This window comes from Ruegeria sp. CK1, from assembly GCF_056536545.1.
Map to the genome: position 1 here is coordinate 327,765 of NZ_JBQFPX010000002.1, position 17,021 is coordinate 344,785.

The following is a 17,021-nucleotide window of genomic DNA, read 5'->3' on the forward strand; positions in this document are numbered from 1 at the left end:
AGCGCGCACAAAAAACGGCGCCTCCGTTGCCCGGAAGCGCCGTTTTTAAGGGTTTGAAGCGATTAGGACGCTTCAGAGATGAATTTTACGGCGTCGCCGAAGGTCTGGATGGTTTCGGCTGCGTCATCAGGGATCTCGATGCCGAACTCTTCTTCGAAGGCCATAACCAGCTCAACGGTGTCCAGGCTGTCTGCGCCCAGATCGTCGATGAAGGAAGCGTTTTCAGCTACTTTGTCTTCTTCAACACCCAGGTGCTCAACAACGATCTTTTTAACGCGATCTGCGACGTCGCTCATGTCTATTCCTCATTCCATTTCAGGGCGTAGTGCCCGGTTCAGCCCTTGCCCGCTCAGGCTGGCTTTGATTTGCCCGGTCCGGGCGGTTGGGTCCCGGAAGACCGGGAAAGTAGAAGGCCGACCATTCGGTCGACCCCTGCATACATGTGCCGCCTATAGCACAGACGACGCCCAAGGCAAACGCTTTCGCGCCCACCTAGGCGTGCGCTCACAACATGGCCATACCACCATTCACATGCAAGGTCGTGCCTGTGATATAACCTGCTTCGGGGCTCGCAAGGTACAGAACCGCCGCGGCAATTTCTGATGGCTCGCCCATACGACCAGCGGGAACTTGCCCCAAAATGCCGGCTTTCTGGTCGTCGGTCAGCTTGTCCGTCATGGCCGTCGTGATAAAGCCCGGGGCAACCGCATTGGCCGTTATTCCGCGGCTTGCAACCTCATAGGCCAGCGATTTGGTCATGCCGACCATACCTGCCTTGGACGCGGCATAGTTTACCTGACCCGGATTTCCGGTTGCGCCGACCACCGACGAGATATTGATGATCCGCCCCCAGCGTGACTTCATCATGCCGCGCAGAACACCTTTGCACAGTTTGGCGGTAGCCGTCAGGTTCACGTCGATGACGCTCTGCCATTCTTCGTCCGACATGCGCATGAACAAGTTGTCCCGCGTGATACCTGCGTTGTTCACCAGAATGTCCACCGACCCCATTGCTTCGGCGGCCTGCTTCGGAAGCGCCGCAACGGCATCGGCATCACCCAGATTGCACGGCAGCACATGCGCGCGTTCACCCAACTCATCAGCCAAGGCTTGCAAGGGCTCAACCCGAGTTCCGGACAGCCCGACAGTTGCTCCAGCGCCGTGCAGCGCACGCGCAATATCACCCCCGATACCGCCCGAAGCGCCGGTTATCAGCGCGTTCTTACCTGTCAAATCAAACATTCGATTTCCCTCTTGGTGCGTCCGTTGGGACTATTTTCCTTACGATTCGGCCTCAATGGCCTTTTGCACATCTTCCGGCGTACTTACGGCTTTACCTGCGATGTCGCGGTTGATTTTGCGGATCATACCAGACAGCGCTTTTCCTGCGCCGATCTCCCATGTCTCGGTCACGCCTTGCGCGGCCATGTACTGCACGCTCTCGCGCCAACGCACTGAACCGGTAATCTGTTCGACAAGCAACTGACGGATCATGTCCGGATCCGTGACCGCTTCGGCGCGCACATTCGCCACTAGCGGCACGACGGGTGCCTTGATCTCAACGACCGCCAGTGCTTCTGCCATAACATCAGCAGCCGGCTGCATAAGCGCACAATGGAACGGTGCACTTACCGGAAGCATCACTGCACGCTTTGCACCTTTTTCTTTGGCGAACTCTGCCGCCCGCTCGACAGCCGCCTTAGCGCCCGACACCACAACCTGCGTCGGGTCATTGTCGTTCGCTGCCTGACAGACTTCACCCTGCGCGGCCTCTTCGGCCACAGCACTAACGGCGTCCAAGTCCAGCCCCAAGATAGCCGCCATGGCACCTTCGCCAACGGGTACGGCGCTTTGCATGGCCTGACCACGGGTGCGCAGCAAACGGGCTGTATCAGCTACGGAAATCGCACCAGCCGCAGCCAGCGCAGAATATTCGCCCAGCGAGTGGCCCGCGACAAAAGCCACATCTGCTACAGCGACACCTTCAGCCGCCAATGCGCGCGTGGCTGCAATAGAGGTCGCCATTAGCGCAGGCTGCGCGTTCTGGGTCAGCGTAAGGTCAGCGATATCGCCTTCCCAGATCAGCGCACTTAGCTTTTCACCCAATGCCTCGTCGACCTCGTCGAACACAGCCTTTGCAGCCGGGTAGGCCTCGGCCAGAGCCTTACCCATCCCAATGGTTTGGGCGCCCTGCCCCGGAAAAACGAATGCGCGTGTCATTGCGACCTCTTGGATGACTTTAGGTTGCGGCGGGGTGTAAACCGTGTGACCGCGCGGCACAAGCATTGCCTGACCTCTGCACATTGGCACCGTAAGTGTGCGCATCTCGCTATTGAGTCCTGATCCCATGGCTTTACGTTGATCGCAGCCACCCCATCTCGGAGCAACCGATGTCCTCGACTAATACGTTTTCCAGCTATGGCAGCGTGACCAAGACCTTTCATTGGCTCACTGCCTTGTTGATCTTCACTGCCCTGCCGCTGGGTTGGTTTGCCAATCAGTTGGCGCATGCGATTTACGACCCTTCCATCCCAACCACTGAAGACGACATTGTAAAAGCGGTCCGCCTGTTCTCACTGCATAAAACCGTTGGGATAACCGTTTTTTTCGTCGCTCTGGCCCGTATCCTTTGGGCCATCACACAAACCAAACCCGGTCTGTTGAACGCAGAAAACAAACCCGAGGCCTTTGCTGCCGAAACTGTTCACTGGATGCTGTATTCGTCACTGGTGCTTGTGCCTTTGACGGGTTGGCTTCATCACGCCGCAGCAGAAGGGTTTGCCCCGATCCTGTGGCCCTTTGGTCAAAACCTTCCATTTGTATCAAAGTCTCCCTTCTTTGCCGAAGTCACCGCCAGCCTTCACTGGTTATTCATTCTGGTTCTGGCGGGATCGCTTGCCCTGCACATCGCCGGTGCGTTGAAACACCACGTGGTAGACAAGGACAGCACCCTGCGTCGCATGTTGCCCGGTCGTTCCGATGCGCCAGAGCCGCCGATCCAGCACCATTCGGCCGTTCCTGCATTCGCCGCACTGGCGGTCTGGGTGGCAGTTTTGATCGGCGGATGGTCCATCGGGGTCTTTTCACATCACTCCGCCGCCGCGACCGACACTGCGGAACTGACCGAAGTGCAATCGGATTGGCAGGTTCAAGAAGGGAATCTTTCCATAACAATTTCCCAGCTAGGAAGCCCGGTGACCGGAACGTTCGCTGACTGGACTGCCGCAATTGTTTTCCAAGACCCGTCCGAACCAGGGCTGGCTGGATCGGTGGATGTTACCGTCGCGATTTCGTCGCTGAGCCTGGGAACAGTCACCGATCAAGCCATGGGAGCTGATTTCTTTGACAGCACTCAGTTTCCAACGGCACAATTCAAAGCCGAACTATTCAAAACCGATACCGGATATGAGGCACGCGGTCCGTTAACTATCAGAGACAAAACGATGGACGTTGTGTTGCCTTTTACGCTCGACCTGCAGGACGCAACCGCCGCAATGTCCGGCGAGCTTGAACTAAATCGAATGGATTTCAACGTCGGCTCATCGCAGCCGACAGAAGACTCACTGGGTTTTGCTGTTGTTGTTTCAATAGATCTGACCGCCACACAGGCGGAGTAAAAAAGAAAACCGCCGGGCTAACCCCCGGCGGCTCTGTTTCACAGGGTCAGGCTAAGCCTAGTCAGCTTTCTGTGCCTCAACCGAAATACGAACCTCGACCTCGTCACCAACGAAGGGCGCGAACTGACCCAGATCGAACTCGCTGCGGACCAGCGTGGTTGTTGCGTCGAAACCAGCCCAGGGCTTGTTCGCCATCGGGTGATCGCCAACCTGGTTCAGCTTAGCGTCCAGAACAACGGACTTGGTCACTCCGTTCATGGTCAGATCACCAGTGATGTTCGCGGTGTTCTCGCCGGTCACTTCGATAGAGGTCGACGTGAATGTGACCAGATCACCTTCAGTGACACCAAAGAAATCCTCGGTCATGAAATGGTCTGTCCGTGGCTTCCAGCCTGTAATCATTTCGACCACTGGCATCGACACGGTAACGCTGGACTCAGCCGGGTTCTCCTGATCGAACATGATCTCGCCCTCAAAACCTGAGAACATGCCGTAGGTGGTCGAGTAACCCAGATGGTTGTAGCTGAACAAAACCTGGCTGTGGCTGGGATCCAGAACGTATTTTTCGGCGCTGGCAAACGCCGAGGTTGCCGATACGGCCAATGCAGCAGCAAGAAGTGTGGTTTTCATAACAATACAATCTCCGCAAGGTTAGGGGCGCAAACCTGTCTGGTTGCTCGAAAAACAGAATGTGCCGCCCAAGGGCGGCACACAACCTCTAATCATTCACAGATTCTGTTCCTAGATGAACAGAATAAAAATCAGGCGAAGATTGTTACACTTCCGCTCAACTGCCCCTTTAGTGCTCGGCTAACATCCGCCGACTGCAGGGGAAGCTTCATAAGCAAGCTTCCATCAACATCAAAGAGTTCAACTTGATCGTCGCCAAAGCGGGCTCCACCCAGCGTGTCGTAGCTACGACGCAACACAGTCTGTGGGCGCCCGTTTTCATTTTTCTGAAGAACACGTACCTCTTGGCGGATCGGGTCAAAATAGGCGTCCGGACGGGCATCCAAAAGCTGAATGGTCAGCAGGCTTACGCCAACCAGTAAAAACAACAACGATGCTGCAAGTTTGATCGGCCACACTTCGGCTGCCATCGCAGAGCCAGGCACCAACCACATGGAAAACGCCATAACGACAAGAAACGCTCCGACGATGCGGGCCAGAACCATTCGAACTTTCCAGTTAGGCGCAAATGCGATCAGCACAGGTACAGATTTCTCATAGCTCGCTGTGCTCGCGGACTCTTGGAATGTATTTGTATTCATCGCACTCATATCTCTCACCCTGTTTTCAGGTTTCCGTTCTGGGATCCGTAGTCTCGGCTAGTCCCCGGTATGCAAAACAACTTTGAGCCGAAAAGCGTCAGGAATTAGGCAGCGCAATGTTTATTGAATGTTAATAGCACGACACCGCAGGGGCACCTTAGGCAGGACTTGCTCCCCACGATGAAACGTGTATATGAGGCCATCCTTCGCAAATCATGTGAATCGCGCAGCCTCTCGTGGCAGGGTCGCGAAGGACCAAATGGCCCCGCCTATGAAATGCGCCTTGATATAAACAGGAGTGCACATGCCACTGTATGAGCATGTAATGATCGCGCGTCAGGACCTGTCCAACGCGCAGGCAGAAAGCCTCGTCGAACACTTCGGCACCGTTCTGGCTGACAACGGCGGCAACGTCGTCGAAAGCGAGTACTGGGGCGTCAAGACGATGGCCTACAAGATCAACAAGAACCGCAAAGGCCACTATGCCTTCCTGAAGACCGACGCCTCCGCTGGCGCGGTTCAGGAAATGGAACGCCTGATGCGCCTGCATGACGACGTTATGCGCGTTCTGACCATCAAGGTCGACGAGCATGCCGAGGGCCCTTCGGTCCAGATGCAGAAGCGCGATGAGCGCGAAGGCCGCCGCGAGCGCCGCTGATCAACGCCTGACGAAAGGACATAAACCATGGCCGCAAAACCATTTTTCCGCCGCCGCAAGGTCTGCCCGTTCTCGGGTGAGAACGCGCCGAAGATCGACTATAAAGACACCCGTCTGCTGCAGCGCTACATCTCTGAGCGCGGCAAGATCGTGCCTTCGCGCATCACCGCCGTTTCGGCAAAAAAGCAGCGTGAACTGGCTCGTGCTATCAAGCGCGCCCGCTTCCTCGCCCTGCTGCCCTACGCCGTGAAGTAAGGAGATACTGACATGCAAGTTATCCTGCTGGAACGCGTTGCTAAACTGGGTCAGATGGGCGACGTCGTTGACGTTAAGCCTGGCTACGCCCGCAACTTCCTGCTGCCGCAAGGCAAGGCCCTAAGCGCATCGAACGCGAACATCGCATCGTTCGAAGCCCAGAAAGCTCAGCTTGAGGCACGCAACCTGGAAACCAAGAAAGAAGCTGAAGCGCTGGCCGAAAAGCTGGATGGTCAGCAGTTCGTTGTGATTCGTTCGGCATCAGATTCCGGTGCGCTGTACGGCTCGGTCACTCCGCGCGATGCCGCGGACGCTGCAACCGAAGCAGGTTTCACCGTCGACAAGAAACAGGTTGCCCTGATCGCTCCGATCAAAGAGCTGGGCCTGCATTCGCTGACGGTCAAGCTGCACCCCGAAGTCGAAGTCGAAATCAAGATGAACGTTGCGCGTTCGGAAGAAGAAGCTGAACTGCAGGCATCGGGCAAATCAATTCAAGAGCTGGCTGCTGAAGAAGAGGCCGCTGCTGAATTCGAAATCGCCGAACTGTTCGACGACATTGGCTCTGCTGCTTCCGACGATGACGAGCTGGTTGCTGAAGAAGCGCCGGTCGAAGAAGACGAAGCCAAAGCCTAATCCCGCTTACCAAAAAATTGGGAAGGTCGCACATCTTGTGCGGCCTTTTTTCGTGCCTGCACCCGGCGGCAAAATTCGGCCCAATTTTCATCCTAAGCTTGCAGCTGGCGCACTGCTTTCTATCATCGCGCCCTGAACTTCGGAGTACACAGATGACATCTATCTTGCGCCGCAGTGTGCTGGCCATGTTGCTAATAGTTCCTTTTGCTGCCTGCGGCGGACCGGAAACGCCGACACAAGATGCGTTCGATCCCCCTCTTTATCCAAATGAAACTCCTGAGCTAAGGGCCTCGATCAACAAATGGGCCGATCACTACGAACTCCCGCGAGAGCTTGTGCACAAACTGGCCATCCGGGAAAGTACGCACCGCCCGTGGGCTATGAACCGCCCCTACTATGGCCTTTTGCAAATTCTGCCCGCAACTGCTCGCTCCATGGGGTATCGCGGTAACGCAAAGGGACTGTTGGACGCAGACACCAACCTCGAATTTGCAGGCAAGTATCTACGCGGCGCTTGGTTGTTGTCGGATGGCGACCAGCAACGGGCAATATTCCTCTATGCCAAAGGATATTATCCCGAAGCCAAGGCCCGAGGAATGCTGGTCGAAACCGGATTGGAACCGCAATAAACCTTTGATGCATTAGACAACAACGTCATCGATCGACGCGAAATAGCGTCAGCATGAGTGGATTTTCGCTCAAATCAGGCGAAATAACATACTTCCGTTGCTTGAGGTGCGCATTAGGTCCGTGCGATATTAACAATTCCCTTGCGAACACCCCCAAGGTTGACGCAACGTAGACTTGAAATTGGACAGACTTGGCGCTTTTGGGGGTGAAGAGCGTCGCTATAAAGGTTGGACAGGTGAAACTCATAGACTTGGCCGCAATCGACAATGAGGAGAAGTCGGCTGCAGACATCATAAATTCTGTCTGTGAGGAATTGGGCTTTGACTACGCCTCATACGCGACCATGAACCCTGTAAAAGGGGATGTTCAAGGTTATGCAAACTACCCAGACGAGTGGAAGATTCACTACGGAAGTCACGGGTTCCATCACTTCGATCCAACGTTGTACAAATCGGCGCTTAGTATCGCCCCTGTGGATTGGGCGCGATTCGAGCAGGACGAAAAGTTCAACTCGGTGTTCCGGGACGCCCATGACTTTGGGATCACGTCACGAGGGCTCACCGTGCCAGTGCGTGGGCCATATGGCGAGTGCGGGTTGCTGAATGTTACGCGCGATTGCTCGGACGCCGAGTGGGAGAAGCTGAAGAAGAACGTTATGGCCGACCTTCAGTTGGCAGCAGTTCAAGCGCATGACACAGTTATGCAATCCGGCCTTCTTGCTAAGGCATTGTACCTTCCCGCCCTGTCCACGCGTGAAAAAGAGATCCTGCAATGGGTGGCTGAGGGCAAATCTCAGCAGGACATCGGCGATATCCTGTCCATTTCCCACCGAACCGTTGAGGTTCACATGCGGTCTGGGCGTGAAAAACTGGGCGCTTTGACCACCCCACAGGCCATCGGTCGTGCTATAGGCCTTGGCATAATCGCCCCCGGATAAACAAATCCGTAAAAATACGGGAAACCCCCAATAGTCACCGATCAGAACTTGGTTAACCTTGGGTTCACGGTAACCAGACTGTAGGGGGATGGAAATGATCATCGTAATCGATGGTATCAACCAACATTTGTTTAGTGACGTCCTGGACGAAATGTACAAACTCCGAGCACGCGTGTTCGGAGATCGCTTGGGCTGGGAAGTTCACATCAAGGACGGACGCGAACGCGACATGTTCGACGACCTTAGTCCTGCACACGTAGTCAGCATCGACGACGAGGGGGAAGTCGTTGGATGCATGCGTCTGTTGCAGACGACGGGTCCACACATGCTTTCGGACGTCTTCAATTCTATTCTTGACGGTGAACCACCATTGCGAAGTTCTCAGGTATGGGAAGCAACTCGGTTCTGTGTTGACACCAAAAGGCTGGGGCGTGGACGCGGCAAAAACTCTGTCTCTTATGTCACCAGCGAGGTCATGATCGGCTCATTCGAATACGCCAAGACTGCCGGTGTCCTGGACTCGATCGCTGTTATTGATCCTGTGATGAACCGCGTACTACAACGCTCGGGCAACGCGCCGTACGACTACCTTGGAACTGCCAAACCGATGGGTAAGGTTGTTGCAATGGCGGCCTTGATGGATTGCTCGGATGAACGGATTTCAGGCATACGTGACTATGCGGGTATCGAGCATGATGTCTTTCTAACCGAAGAGCAGGCATTGGCGCGTTTTGCTCGCAGCAAAACGGCAAAGCCTGCAAATACCGACCACAAGCCGCTGACCGATCTTGAAAAATATTTTGTCGAACAAATGCACTCGGCGAGAACGAAAGACGACGTCAGCGCTGTATTGAAACTGGTCGAAGCGCTTTCGGACCGATTTACCCCAGAGCAGAAGTCCGCTCTGCTAAGAACCCCCCGTGCTTTTGCTCATGAGGCCTGACCCCCTCACCTCATAAGTTCAAAAGCCACCCACCGGAGCCGTCTCATTTCAGACGGCTCCGATTTTTTTCGTACCCATCCGAGGATGGGCAGACGAGGATTATTCCTCGTCCAGTGCCTCAACGGCTTTTTGCAGATCGTCTTTGCTGACTTCTTTGTCTGCTACCTGAGCCAGCTCCACGATGTAGTCGATGACCTTGTCTTCGAAGATCGGGGCACGCAGCTGCTGCTGCATTTGAGCATTCTGCTGCACAAATTCAAAGAACTGACGTTCCTGACCTGGGTACTGACGCGCTTGGTTCATGATTGCCTGAGTCATTTCGGCGTCAGTCACCTCAACCTCGGCCTTCTGACCCAATTCAGCCAGTAACAGACCCAGACGCACACGACGTTCAGCCAGCTTGTTGTGCTCTTCGGTAGGCTCGACTTCACCGTGGTCATGGCCTTCCACATCCGGGTTTTCCTCGTGGAACAATTGGTGTGCGATTTGCTTGGCCTCGGCTTCAACCAGCGACGGCGGCAGATCAAACGAGACTTTCTCGTCCAGTACGTCGAGCAAGCCACGCTTCATGACGGCGCGTGACGCACCAGCGTATTCGGCTTCCAAGCGCTCAGCGATCTGGGCTTTCAAACCAGCCAGGTCTTCGGCACCGAATTTGGTTGCCAGTTCGTCGTTAATCTCGGCAGCAACGGGTTCTTTCACTTCTTTCACGGTGCATGTGAAAACAGCTTCTTTGCCGGCCAGGTGCTCAGCGCCGTATTCCTCGGGGAAGGTGACATTGACGTCTTTTTCTTCCTCTGCCTTAACGCCAACCAGCTGCTCTTCGAAACCAGGAATGAAGCTGTTCGAACCCAGAACCAGCGGATAGTCCTCGGCAGAACCACCTTCGAATTCTTCGCCATCAACTTTACCTACAAAGTCGATCACGACCTGATCGCCATCTTTCGCTTTTGAACCCTTGCGGCGCGCTTTAAAGTCCTGCGCGGTTTCGGCCAGACTGTTCAGCGCTTCCTCGACGGCCGCGTCATCTGCTTTGACGACAAGTTTTTCCAATTCGACCGATTTCAGGTCAACTTCAGGAATCTCAGGCAGCGCTTCATACGACATCTCGACGTGAACATCGTCGCCTTCTTTCCAGTCTTCATTGGTCATCTTGACTTCAGGCTGCAGAGCCGGACGCTCGCCGCTGTCTTCAAAGTGCTTGTTCATCGCACCGTCGATGCTCTCTTGCATCGCTTCACCCAGCAAGCGCTGGCCAAACTGCTTTTTCAGCAGCGCCATAGGCACCTTGCCTTTACGGAAACCCTTCATCTCGACTTCAGGCTGTGCTTCGACCAGCTTTTCATTTACTTTATCGTCCAGCTCAGCCGCGGATACGACAATGTTATAGCCGCGTTTCAGACCTTCGTTCAGCGTCTCGGTAACCTGCATTATGGTAGTCCCCATAGGATTCGGGGCGCGCAAAACGGCGCGCCGGGCAAATTTGAGGCCTTCTATTTGTACTGCCGCCCGCGTGCAAGGGGCAAAGCCCGGATCAGCCTTGTTTTGCCGCCGATTTGAACAAAAAAGCGCCCCAGAAATATCCGGGGCGCGTTCTATACGTGGTGAAATCGATTAGAACTTCCAGAGCGCGCCAAGCACCCACGCTTCGTTGTTATCAAAAGAGGTACCGTTATCGAAATCATGATTTCGGTATTTCAGGTAAGCTTCTGTGTTAATCGCGTCGATCTGTTGGGCGACGGCTATGCCCCAAGCTTTAGTATCCGAACCAGCAGTTACAAAATCCGTACCGCTGTAATAGTCAATGCCAAAGCCGGTTTTGCCCCAGGACAGCCAATCGCCCTCGTACGAGATTTTACCATACCAGTAATTGGGATCCGAAAGACTGTCTTCTTCCTCGTCACGCGTACCTGCCGCGAACGTAAAGCCTAGACCGCTAGGCAAAAGCGCTGAGACCGATCCGATGGTATCCTTTCGATCACCCGAGTTATCATCACGCGAACGGACTGCATAAGCAACGGCGGCGCTAAGCTCGACCCCATTGGTGAACGTAGTTGCGTAGCGTAGCCCAACGTCAAAATAGTCATCATCATCGCTACTGGACAGAATGTTCTTGCCGTACGCGATCCCCGCCGAAAAACCGTTAAAGCTGGGGCTATCATAGCGCAAACGTCCCCGCCGCGGGCCGTCAAAGTTGTCAGCACTGTCTCCAATTGTAATGGCACTCAGGTTGCCTCCGCCATCTCGATAAAAGAAGGCCGAGTTTTCATCGTTTGTGAACGAATAAAGGGCTGCAGCGACATAAGAAAGGTCGACCTCAGCCGCACCATCCGAAACCATGCTACCTTGGCCCGCCGAGAATTTGCCCCAATCACCTTTTAGAGCGAAGTCTGTATGACGAATATCTTCACGCGTCCAGCCGCTGAAATCCGTACCCAATTGGTTCCATTCACTGGAGTTGGGCAACCCCAGACCAGTTTCAAACCGGAAGGTAAAATCATTGGCACCATAGGGTTGCAGTAACTGCAAACCAACCCGGCTGTTGGAAATGTTGTGATCCAGAACCCGTGTTTCTGTTTCCTCTCCATCATCCACCGAAATCAGGGCGGGATGGAGTTGTCCGTACAACTGCACATAACCGCCGCTGTTGTTGTCATACTTCAACTGTGCCGCAGCAGGCACTGCCGTTGTCGCCGCCAAAACTGCGGCCATCGAAGTCAGTTTTAGGTTATGGGTCATTTCACGCACCTCGAAAAATTCGGCTCATCTTTGTCCTCGTTCGCCCGCACTTTGCTCAGGTTCCAAGGGCCTAAGCTTTTATTTTTGAAGCATTGCGGGATTGTCTTTCTGGTTGCCAACAATCAGTGATAATTCCTATGTTAATCAACATATTGCCTGCGGTCGAGCCGCAGTCGCCCCAACCTTGCAAAGAAGACTCTGGCGATCAGTCATGCATCTGGCAAACACTCGCTTTGACCTTGCGTCATTCCGGTCGGCTATTTGCCGCCGATGCGGATGCTGATCGGCCATATCCCGCCCATAAAATCAAATATTCAATTGTTTAAAAACTTTAGGCAATTGCTCAGGCAAATCCTCGGCGATCAAGCCCGGACCGAATGAGCGCGCGCATTCCACATGCAACCACGCCGCCGTTTCCGCAGCCTGCAACGGTTGAAGTCCTCGTGCCAACAGTCCGGTTATGAAGCCAGCCAAAACGTCTCCCGATCCAGCTGTCGCCAGCCAAGGTGCCGCACGATCATACTGAGCAGAGTTGATCGAGCATCGTCCGTCCGGCGTTGCGATCACCGTGTCTGGTCCTTTAAACAGGATTACGCATCCCGCTGTACGGGCGGCCTCTTGCGCGGCATCCACTTTGGAATAGGCCGGCCCCTTACTCGGGGTTTCCGATAGTTTCTCAGCGATTTCAGGGAATAATCTGGCAAACTCGCCGCCGTGCGGTGTCAGAACACAATTCTCATGCAGTCGCGCAAAAAGGTATGAAGGATCATCCGCGAACGCTGTCAGCGCATCTGCGTCCAAAACTAAAGCGCGTTGCATCTCCAAAGCGGCCGGGACCATCTCTCTCGCGCGTTCAACACCCATTCCAGGGCCAAGACACAATGCGTTTAGCCGCTCATCCAACAGCGCTGCTGTGAGATCGCTTGCCCCCTCAATCTGTTGCAACATTATTGCCGTTACCTGAGCCGCAACTTCCAGCTGAGCATCTTGAGGCACTCCCAGCGTCACCAACCCTGCCCCAACCCGCAGAGCCGCGCGCGCGGACAACCTGGCAGCGCCGGACTTAGCAGCGCCACCAGACAGGATCAGCGCATGACCATAGGAATATTTCTGGGTCCGGCTGTTTTTTGAGATACAGTTGGGCGCACCTTCTACCAGTTCCAGAACCGATCCTTCTGCCTTTTCGTCCCAAACTTCACTAAGTCCTATCGATTTGGTAACCAGACGGCCCGATTGGGCAGAGCCACAGTCAAGATAGTGGCCGCGCTTGGCTCGGTGAAAAGCCACCGTCAGGTCAGCGGCCGCGAATGCATCAAGCGACTTACCACTGTCCGAACAAAGGCCGGACGGTGCGTCGATTGCGACAACCTTAATTCCTTGTCGTTCGATAAAAGCGGTAAAAGACTGAAGGACCTGAGCGAGCTTCCCTTCAATTCGACGTGCCAACCCGGTACCAAAAACCGCATCTACGATCAGATCTGGCACCTGAACGTGTGAAAGCGCGTCCTGAGCGCGCAGGTCTCCGACAGTTCCCAATTCGCTCCATCGCAAATAGTTTGCCCGCGCATCCGGTGGCAGCTTCTCAGGATCACCGTATAGAAACACGGCAATCTCCCACCCCCATTCCTTCAGCAGTCGGGCTACTACAAACCCGTCGCCGCCATTATTCCCCGGACCACACAAAACCACGGTTCTACCAGAAGATTTCGCCAATTCCGGCCACTCTTCAAAAATCGCCTCAACAACACCCCGCCCGGCACGCTCCATCAGTTCCAGCCCGGTCACTTCACCGGACTCCATTGCGGCCCGTTCGATGGCCCCCATCTGTGCAGCTGTTAATAGTTCCGTCATCCCAAATCTCCCGGCGATTCAATTTCGATTATTTTTTGTGCACATCGATCAAAATTTCACCTGTCGCCTAATTTCTCCACACAACAGCGCAGCCAATTTCGCAATCAGATTGCCGACCGATCATAGACGTGGTCACTGCCATCCTGACAAGTGTTATAGGGAGCCCGGGATGAAGAAGATCGAAGCGATCATCAAACCGTTCAAACTGGACGAAGTTAAAGAGGCACTGCAGGACGTGGGCGTCCAAGGCCTCAGCGTGATCGAGGTGAAAGGGTTTGGCCGTCAGAAAGGCCACACGGAACTTTACCGCGGCGCGGAATACGTCGTCGACTTTCTGCCCAAGGTAAAGGTCGAGGTGGTTCTTGACGACGATCAGGTTGATGCCGCCATCGAAGCCATCGTTTCCGCTGCCAAGACCGACAAAATCGGCGACGGTAAGATCTTTGTCTCTCCCGTCGAACAAGCCATTCGCATCCGTACCGGTGAAACCGGTTCGGAAGCCCTGTAATCGAACACACTTTAATCAGAGGAAAACAGAGTATGAGCAAGGACGCAGTTCTTAAGCTGATCCAGGACGAAGGCGCTGATTACGTCGACATCCGCTTTACCGACCCGCGCGGCAAGCTTCAGCACGTTACCATCATGGCCGACCAGGTTGATGAAGACTTCTTGGAAGAAGGCTTCATGTTCGACGGTTCGTCCATCGCAGGCTGGAAGTCGATCGAAGCATCGGACATGAAACTGATGCCCGACACCGAAAGCGCCTATGTCGATCCCTTCTACGCGGAAAAGACAATCTGCGTTCACTGCTCGGTTGTTGAGCCTGACACTGGCGAAGCTTATGAGCGTGACCCACGTGGCACCGCCCAAAAAGCTGAAGCCTACCTGAAATCTTCTGGCATCGGCGACGCTGCCTTCTTCGGTCCAGAAGCTGAATTCTTCCTGTTTGACGATGTCCGTTTCTCAAACAGCATCAACAAGGTATCCTACGAAGTTGATGCAACAGACGCGTCGTGGAATACCGACACTGAATACGAGATGGGCAACATGGGCCACCGTCCGGGCGTCAAGGGCGGCTACTTCCCTGTAAACCCGGTTGACGAAGCGCAAGACCTGCGTTCCGAAATGCTCTCGACCATGAAGCGTCTGGGCATGAAGGTTGACAAGCACCACCACGAGGTTGCGTCCTGTCAGCACGAGCTGGGTCTGATCTTTGACAGCCTGACCAAGCAAGCCGACGAACTACAGAAGTACAAGTACGTCATCCACAACGTTGCACACGCCTACGGCAAATCAGCCACTTTCATGCCGAAGCCAATCGCGGGTGACAACGGCACCGGCATGCACGTGAACATGTCGATTTGGAAAGACGGCAAGCCGCTGTTCGCTGGCGACAAATACGCCGATCTATCGGACGAAGCGCTGTACTTCATCGGCGGCATCCTGAAGCACGCCAAGACATTGAACGCCTTCACCAACCCATCGACCAACAGCTACAAGCGTCTGATCCCGGGTTTCGAAGCCCCTGTTCTGCGCGCCTACTCGGCCCGTAACCGTTCGGGTTGTGTCCGTATTCCATGGACCGAAAGCCCGAAAGCCAAGCGCGTCGAAGCCCGCTTCCCCGATCCGGCCGCAAACCCATACTTGGCGTTTGCCGCGTTGCTGATGGCCGGTCTGGACGGCATCAAGAACAAGATCGATCCGGGCGAAGCCATGGACAAGAACCTGTACGATCTGCCTGCCGAAGAACTGGCCGACATCCCGACCGTTTGCGGATCGCTGCGCGAGGCTCTGGAAGCTCTGGCATCCGATCACGACTTCCTGCTGCAGGGCGATGTGTTCACCAAAGACCAGATCGACGGCTACATCGCACTGAAGATGGAAGAGGTGGAAACCTACGAGCACACCCCGCACCCGGTTGAGTACGGCATGTACTACAGCTGCTAAGTCAGGTTGCGTGGTAAGATTTGGGGCGCCCTCTGGGGCGCCCCTTTTCGTTTCAGGCTTCCTCTGCTCGGCCTGACCCCACCTGCTGCATCGCTAAGTAAGCGTAGACCAGGACCGCAGCGCTGACAGCTGCGGTGACCCAGAATACAGCGGGGAATGAACCCGAGACCGCATAAACTGTGCTGCAGATCGCCATCCCGAATGTCCCTCCCAAAAGCTGGCTGCTGAGCACGATCCCCCCGGCCTGCCCCTGCATACCCGGCGGCACCGACATCATGACGGCGTGTTGCGGTGGCACAAAAAGGAAGGAAATGGCAGTCCCTGAGATCAGCAGACCAACATAGAGAAACAGGTTTACGCCGATCCCCATCCCGGTCGCCATCGCAATCAAACCGATCAACGTTCCCAGAACACCGTAAAGGGAAGGAAGGCGCGCTCCATAGGTATCAGAGGCCTTTCCCGCCAAGGTCGCAGTCAGGACCGGCGGCACCACCGCAGGCAGCAAGGCCACACCCGACATCAGCGGGGACATCCCGGAGACTTTCTGGAAATACATGGCTCCGAACACGAAGGTCGCGATTTTGACAAACTGCGCCAGCAGAACGATCATATTCGAAGCTGCAAACGTACCATTCGAAAACAGGCGCACCGCAATCAATGGTGCCTGTACGCGTAGTTCCGTTTTAACAAGGGCGAACAGCATCAATATCCCAAGCAACAACGGCCCCAGAACGTCCAACCTGCTCCAACCACGCTCTGGACCCTCCATGATACCGAACACGGTCAGGACAAGACCTCCGACCAACAAGAATAGCCCCGCCCAATCAAAGCCTGGTTCAGGTCGACGTGGTGGATCGCGCCAAAAAATCCAGGTTATGGCGGCAACGATCAGAACGATGGGCGGGTTGATCCAGAAAATCCACCGCCACGATAGATAGTCTGTCAAAAGCCCACCCACCAAAGGCCCCAGCGCAAGAAAACTTGTCCCTATAGCCCCATAAATGCCCAGCGCCATACCGCGCTGACTATCGTCGAACGACATAGATACCAGAACAAGCGATAGTGGGAAAATGATCGCGGCACCAACCCCTTGCACGCCCCGGGCGACGACAATTGCCGTACCGTTATTCGCAAACCCAGCCGCAGCCGACGCGAGGCCAAAGATCAACAGGCCGACGATGACAAGGTTCCGAGTACCGATCGTGTCGCCCAATCGCCCAGCCGCTCCGGCCAGCGCGGCGAGAACCAACAAATAGATGTTCACGACCCAATGCGCCCCAAGGTCGCTTAACCCTATGTCTTTTTGAATTGTGGGCAGGGCTACTCCAACTACGGTTTCATCCAGCAAGATAACCCCAAGAATTGCCCCCATGGCCCCAAGAACCCACCAGCGCCTGTTCAAATCCTTGCCCATCGGAAATCCGCCTATGAAAAATGAACTTCAATCCATTGAACACGCGGCTGGAAAGTTGCGTCAAGTGGAGGTCACGCGATGGCTAAGGACGGTTTCCCGGGCTCGTCCCTCATTTTCCTTCTATGC

The 17,021-nt window shown here is 54.9% G+C and carries 18 protein-coding genes; 9 read left to right on the forward strand and 9 right to left on the reverse strand.

What is annotated here, in order from left to right; genetic code table 11:
• Nucleotides 1-62: 62 nt before the first annotated feature.
• From ACR0L3_RS08180 to fabD, 3 genes are all read right to left on the reverse strand, one after another.
• On the reverse strand, nucleotides 63-296 hold the full coding sequence (locus ACR0L3_RS08180) for an acyl carrier protein (protein ID WP_008756330.1): 234 nt from the start codon (nucleotides 294-296) through the stop codon (nucleotides 63-65).
• Between the two features lie 208 nt (nucleotides 297-504).
• Complete coding sequence (fabG, locus tag ACR0L3_RS08185; protein WP_480745182.1) at nucleotides 505-1,242, reverse strand: 3-oxoacyl-[acyl-carrier-protein] reductase; 738 nt, start codon at nucleotides 1,240-1,242, stop codon at nucleotides 505-507.
• A gap of 39 nt (nucleotides 1,243-1,281) precedes the next feature.
• Entirely contained in the window at nucleotides 1,282-2,220 is a 939-nt protein-coding gene (gene fabD / locus ACR0L3_RS08190) for an ACP S-malonyltransferase (protein ID WP_480745184.1), read from the reverse strand.
• A gap of 170 nt (nucleotides 2,221-2,390) precedes the next feature.
• Between fabD and ACR0L3_RS08195 the strand changes: the two genes are divergently transcribed.
• Nucleotides 2,391-3,617 carry a cytochrome b/b6 domain-containing protein gene (locus tag ACR0L3_RS08195; protein ID WP_480745186.1) on the forward strand — a complete coding sequence of 409 codons (1,227 nt, stop codon included), beginning with the start codon at nucleotides 2,391-2,393 and terminating at the stop codon, nucleotides 3,615-3,617.
• Between the two features lie 57 nt (nucleotides 3,618-3,674).
• Here ACR0L3_RS08195 and ACR0L3_RS08200 read toward each other — a convergent pair whose 3' ends face one another.
• Both ACR0L3_RS08200 and ACR0L3_RS08205 read right to left on the reverse strand, forming a co-directional pair.
• Nucleotides 3,675-4,247 carry a YceI family protein gene (locus ACR0L3_RS08200; protein WP_480745187.1) on the reverse strand — a complete coding sequence of 191 codons (573 nt, stop codon included), beginning with the start codon at nucleotides 4,245-4,247 and terminating at the stop codon, nucleotides 3,675-3,677.
• 131 nt (nucleotides 4,248-4,378) lie between these two features.
• Entirely contained in the window at nucleotides 4,379-4,897 is a 519-nt protein-coding gene (locus tag ACR0L3_RS08205) for a hypothetical protein (RefSeq protein ID WP_480745189.1), read from the reverse strand.
• Nucleotides 4,898-5,192: 295 nt separating this feature from the next.
• Here ACR0L3_RS08205 and rpsF point away from each other — a divergent pair, with 295 nt between their 5' ends.
• From rpsF to ACR0L3_RS08235, 6 genes are all read left to right on the forward strand, one after another.
• A complete protein-coding gene (rpsF, locus tag ACR0L3_RS08210) occupies nucleotides 5,193-5,546 on the forward strand; it encodes a 30S ribosomal protein S6 (RefSeq protein WP_480745190.1) in 354 nt (117 codons plus the stop codon).
• 27 nt (nucleotides 5,547-5,573) lie between these two features.
• Nucleotides 5,574-5,801 carry a 30S ribosomal protein S18 gene (gene rpsR / locus ACR0L3_RS08215; RefSeq protein ID WP_005608650.1) on the forward strand — a complete coding sequence of 76 codons (228 nt, stop codon included), beginning with the start codon at nucleotides 5,574-5,576 and terminating at the stop codon, nucleotides 5,799-5,801.
• A 12-nt stretch (nucleotides 5,802-5,813) separates the two neighbouring features.
• Nucleotides 5,814-6,434, forward strand: a complete 621-nt coding sequence (gene rplI / locus ACR0L3_RS08220) for a 50S ribosomal protein L9 (RefSeq protein WP_480745192.1) — start codon at nucleotides 5,814-5,816, stop codon at nucleotides 6,432-6,434.
• Between the two features lie 152 nt (nucleotides 6,435-6,586).
• Nucleotides 6,587-7,063 (forward strand): transglycosylase SLT domain-containing protein, encoded by a 477-nt coding sequence (locus ACR0L3_RS08225; RefSeq protein WP_480745194.1) that lies wholly within the window; start codon nucleotides 6,587-6,589, stop codon nucleotides 7,061-7,063.
• A gap of 236 nt (nucleotides 7,064-7,299) precedes the next feature.
• A complete protein-coding gene (locus ACR0L3_RS08230; RefSeq protein WP_480745195.1) occupies nucleotides 7,300-8,001 on the forward strand; it encodes a LuxR family transcriptional regulator in 702 nt (233 codons plus the stop codon).
• A 94-nt stretch (nucleotides 8,002-8,095) separates the two neighbouring features.
• Entirely contained in the window at nucleotides 8,096-8,944 is an 849-nt protein-coding gene (locus tag ACR0L3_RS08235) for an acyl-homoserine-lactone synthase (RefSeq protein WP_480745197.1), read from the forward strand.
• 99 nt (nucleotides 8,945-9,043) lie between these two features.
• Here ACR0L3_RS08235 and tig read toward each other — a convergent pair whose 3' ends face one another.
• The 3 genes from tig to ACR0L3_RS08250 all read right to left on the reverse strand — a co-directional run bounded on the left by tig (nucleotide 9,044) and on the right by ACR0L3_RS08250 (nucleotide 13,534).
• The gene (gene tig, locus ACR0L3_RS08240; RefSeq protein ID WP_480745198.1) at nucleotides 9,044-10,375 is read right to left on the reverse strand and encodes a trigger factor; all 1,332 of its coding nucleotides are present in this window, start codon (nucleotides 10,373-10,375) and stop codon (nucleotides 9,044-9,046) included.
• Between the two features lie 183 nt (nucleotides 10,376-10,558).
• On the reverse strand, nucleotides 10,559-11,683 hold the full coding sequence (locus ACR0L3_RS08245) for a porin (protein WP_480745200.1): 1,125 nt from the start codon (nucleotides 11,681-11,683) through the stop codon (nucleotides 10,559-10,561).
• A 306-nt stretch (nucleotides 11,684-11,989) separates the two neighbouring features.
• Complete coding sequence (locus ACR0L3_RS08250; RefSeq protein ID WP_480745202.1) at nucleotides 11,990-13,534, reverse strand: NAD(P)H-hydrate dehydratase; 1,545 nt, start codon at nucleotides 13,532-13,534, stop codon at nucleotides 11,990-11,992.
• A 169-nt stretch (nucleotides 13,535-13,703) separates the two neighbouring features.
• On the opposite strand from ACR0L3_RS08250, the gene ACR0L3_RS08255 reads away from it, so the two are divergent.
• Together ACR0L3_RS08255 and glnA are read left to right on the forward strand one after the other, a co-directional pair.
• Entirely contained in the window at nucleotides 13,704-14,042 is a 339-nt protein-coding gene (locus tag ACR0L3_RS08255; protein WP_170325301.1) for a P-II family nitrogen regulator, read from the forward strand.
• 32 nt (nucleotides 14,043-14,074) lie between these two features.
• Nucleotides 14,075-15,481: a type I glutamate--ammonia ligase gene (glnA, locus tag ACR0L3_RS08260; protein ID WP_480745204.1), complete on the forward strand. Its 1,407-nt coding sequence runs from the start codon at nucleotides 14,075-14,077 to the stop codon at nucleotides 15,479-15,481.
• A gap of 52 nt (nucleotides 15,482-15,533) precedes the next feature.
• Here the strand turns inward: glnA and ACR0L3_RS08265 are convergent, their stop codons facing one another.
• Nucleotides 15,534-16,895, reverse strand: a complete 1,362-nt coding sequence (locus ACR0L3_RS08265; RefSeq protein ID WP_480745206.1) for an MFS transporter — start codon at nucleotides 16,893-16,895, stop codon at nucleotides 15,534-15,536.
• Nucleotides 16,896-17,021: the final 126 nt, after the last annotated feature.

What these genes read in the sequence shown, in the direction of transcription:
- ACR0L3_RS08180 (WP_008756330.1), bottom strand. Translation starts at nt 296, where the DNA reads ATGAGCGACGTCGCAGATCGCGTTAAAAAGATCGTTGTTGAGCACCTG.
- fabG (WP_480745182.1), bottom strand. Translation starts at nt 1,242, where the DNA reads ATGTTTGATTTGACAGGTAAGAACGCGCTGATAACCGGCGCTTCGGGC.
- fabD (WP_480745184.1), bottom strand. Translation starts at nt 2,220, where the DNA reads ATGACACGCGCATTCGTTTTTCCGGGGCAGGGCGCCCAAACCATTGGG.
- ACR0L3_RS08195 (WP_480745186.1), top strand. Translation starts at nt 2,391, where the DNA reads ATGTCCTCGACTAATACGTTTTCCAGCTATGGCAGCGTGACCAAGACC.
- ACR0L3_RS08200 (WP_480745187.1), bottom strand. Translation starts at nt 4,247, where the DNA reads ATGAAAACCACACTTCTTGCTGCTGCATTGGCCGTATCGGCAACCTCG.
- ACR0L3_RS08205 (WP_480745189.1), bottom strand. Translation starts at nt 4,897, where the DNA reads ATGAGTGCGATGAATACAAATACATTCCAAGAGTCCGCGAGCACAGCG.
- rpsF (WP_480745190.1), top strand. Translation starts at nt 5,193, where the DNA reads ATGCCACTGTATGAGCATGTAATGATCGCGCGTCAGGACCTGTCCAAC.
- rpsR (WP_005608650.1), top strand. Translation starts at nt 5,574, where the DNA reads ATGGCCGCAAAACCATTTTTCCGCCGCCGCAAGGTCTGCCCGTTCTCG.
- rplI (WP_480745192.1), top strand. Translation starts at nt 5,814, where the DNA reads ATGCAAGTTATCCTGCTGGAACGCGTTGCTAAACTGGGTCAGATGGGC.
- ACR0L3_RS08225 (WP_480745194.1), top strand. Translation starts at nt 6,587, where the DNA reads ATGACATCTATCTTGCGCCGCAGTGTGCTGGCCATGTTGCTAATAGTT.
- ACR0L3_RS08235 (WP_480745197.1), top strand. Translation starts at nt 8,096, where the DNA reads ATGATCATCGTAATCGATGGTATCAACCAACATTTGTTTAGTGACGTC.
- tig (WP_480745198.1), bottom strand. Translation starts at nt 10,375, where the DNA reads ATGCAGGTTACCGAGACGCTGAACGAAGGTCTGAAACGCGGCTATAAC.
- ACR0L3_RS08245 (WP_480745200.1), bottom strand. Translation starts at nt 11,683, where the DNA reads ATGACCCATAACCTAAAACTGACTTCGATGGCCGCAGTTTTGGCGGCG.
- ACR0L3_RS08250 (WP_480745202.1), bottom strand. Translation starts at nt 13,534, where the DNA reads ATGACGGAACTATTAACAGCTGCACAGATGGGGGCCATCGAACGGGCC.
- ACR0L3_RS08255 (WP_170325301.1), top strand. Translation starts at nt 13,704, where the DNA reads ATGAAGAAGATCGAAGCGATCATCAAACCGTTCAAACTGGACGAAGTT.
- glnA (WP_480745204.1), top strand. Translation starts at nt 14,075, where the DNA reads ATGAGCAAGGACGCAGTTCTTAAGCTGATCCAGGACGAAGGCGCTGAT.
- ACR0L3_RS08265 (WP_480745206.1), bottom strand. Translation starts at nt 16,895, where the DNA reads ATGGGCAAGGATTTGAACAGGCGCTGGTGGGTTCTTGGGGCCATGGGG.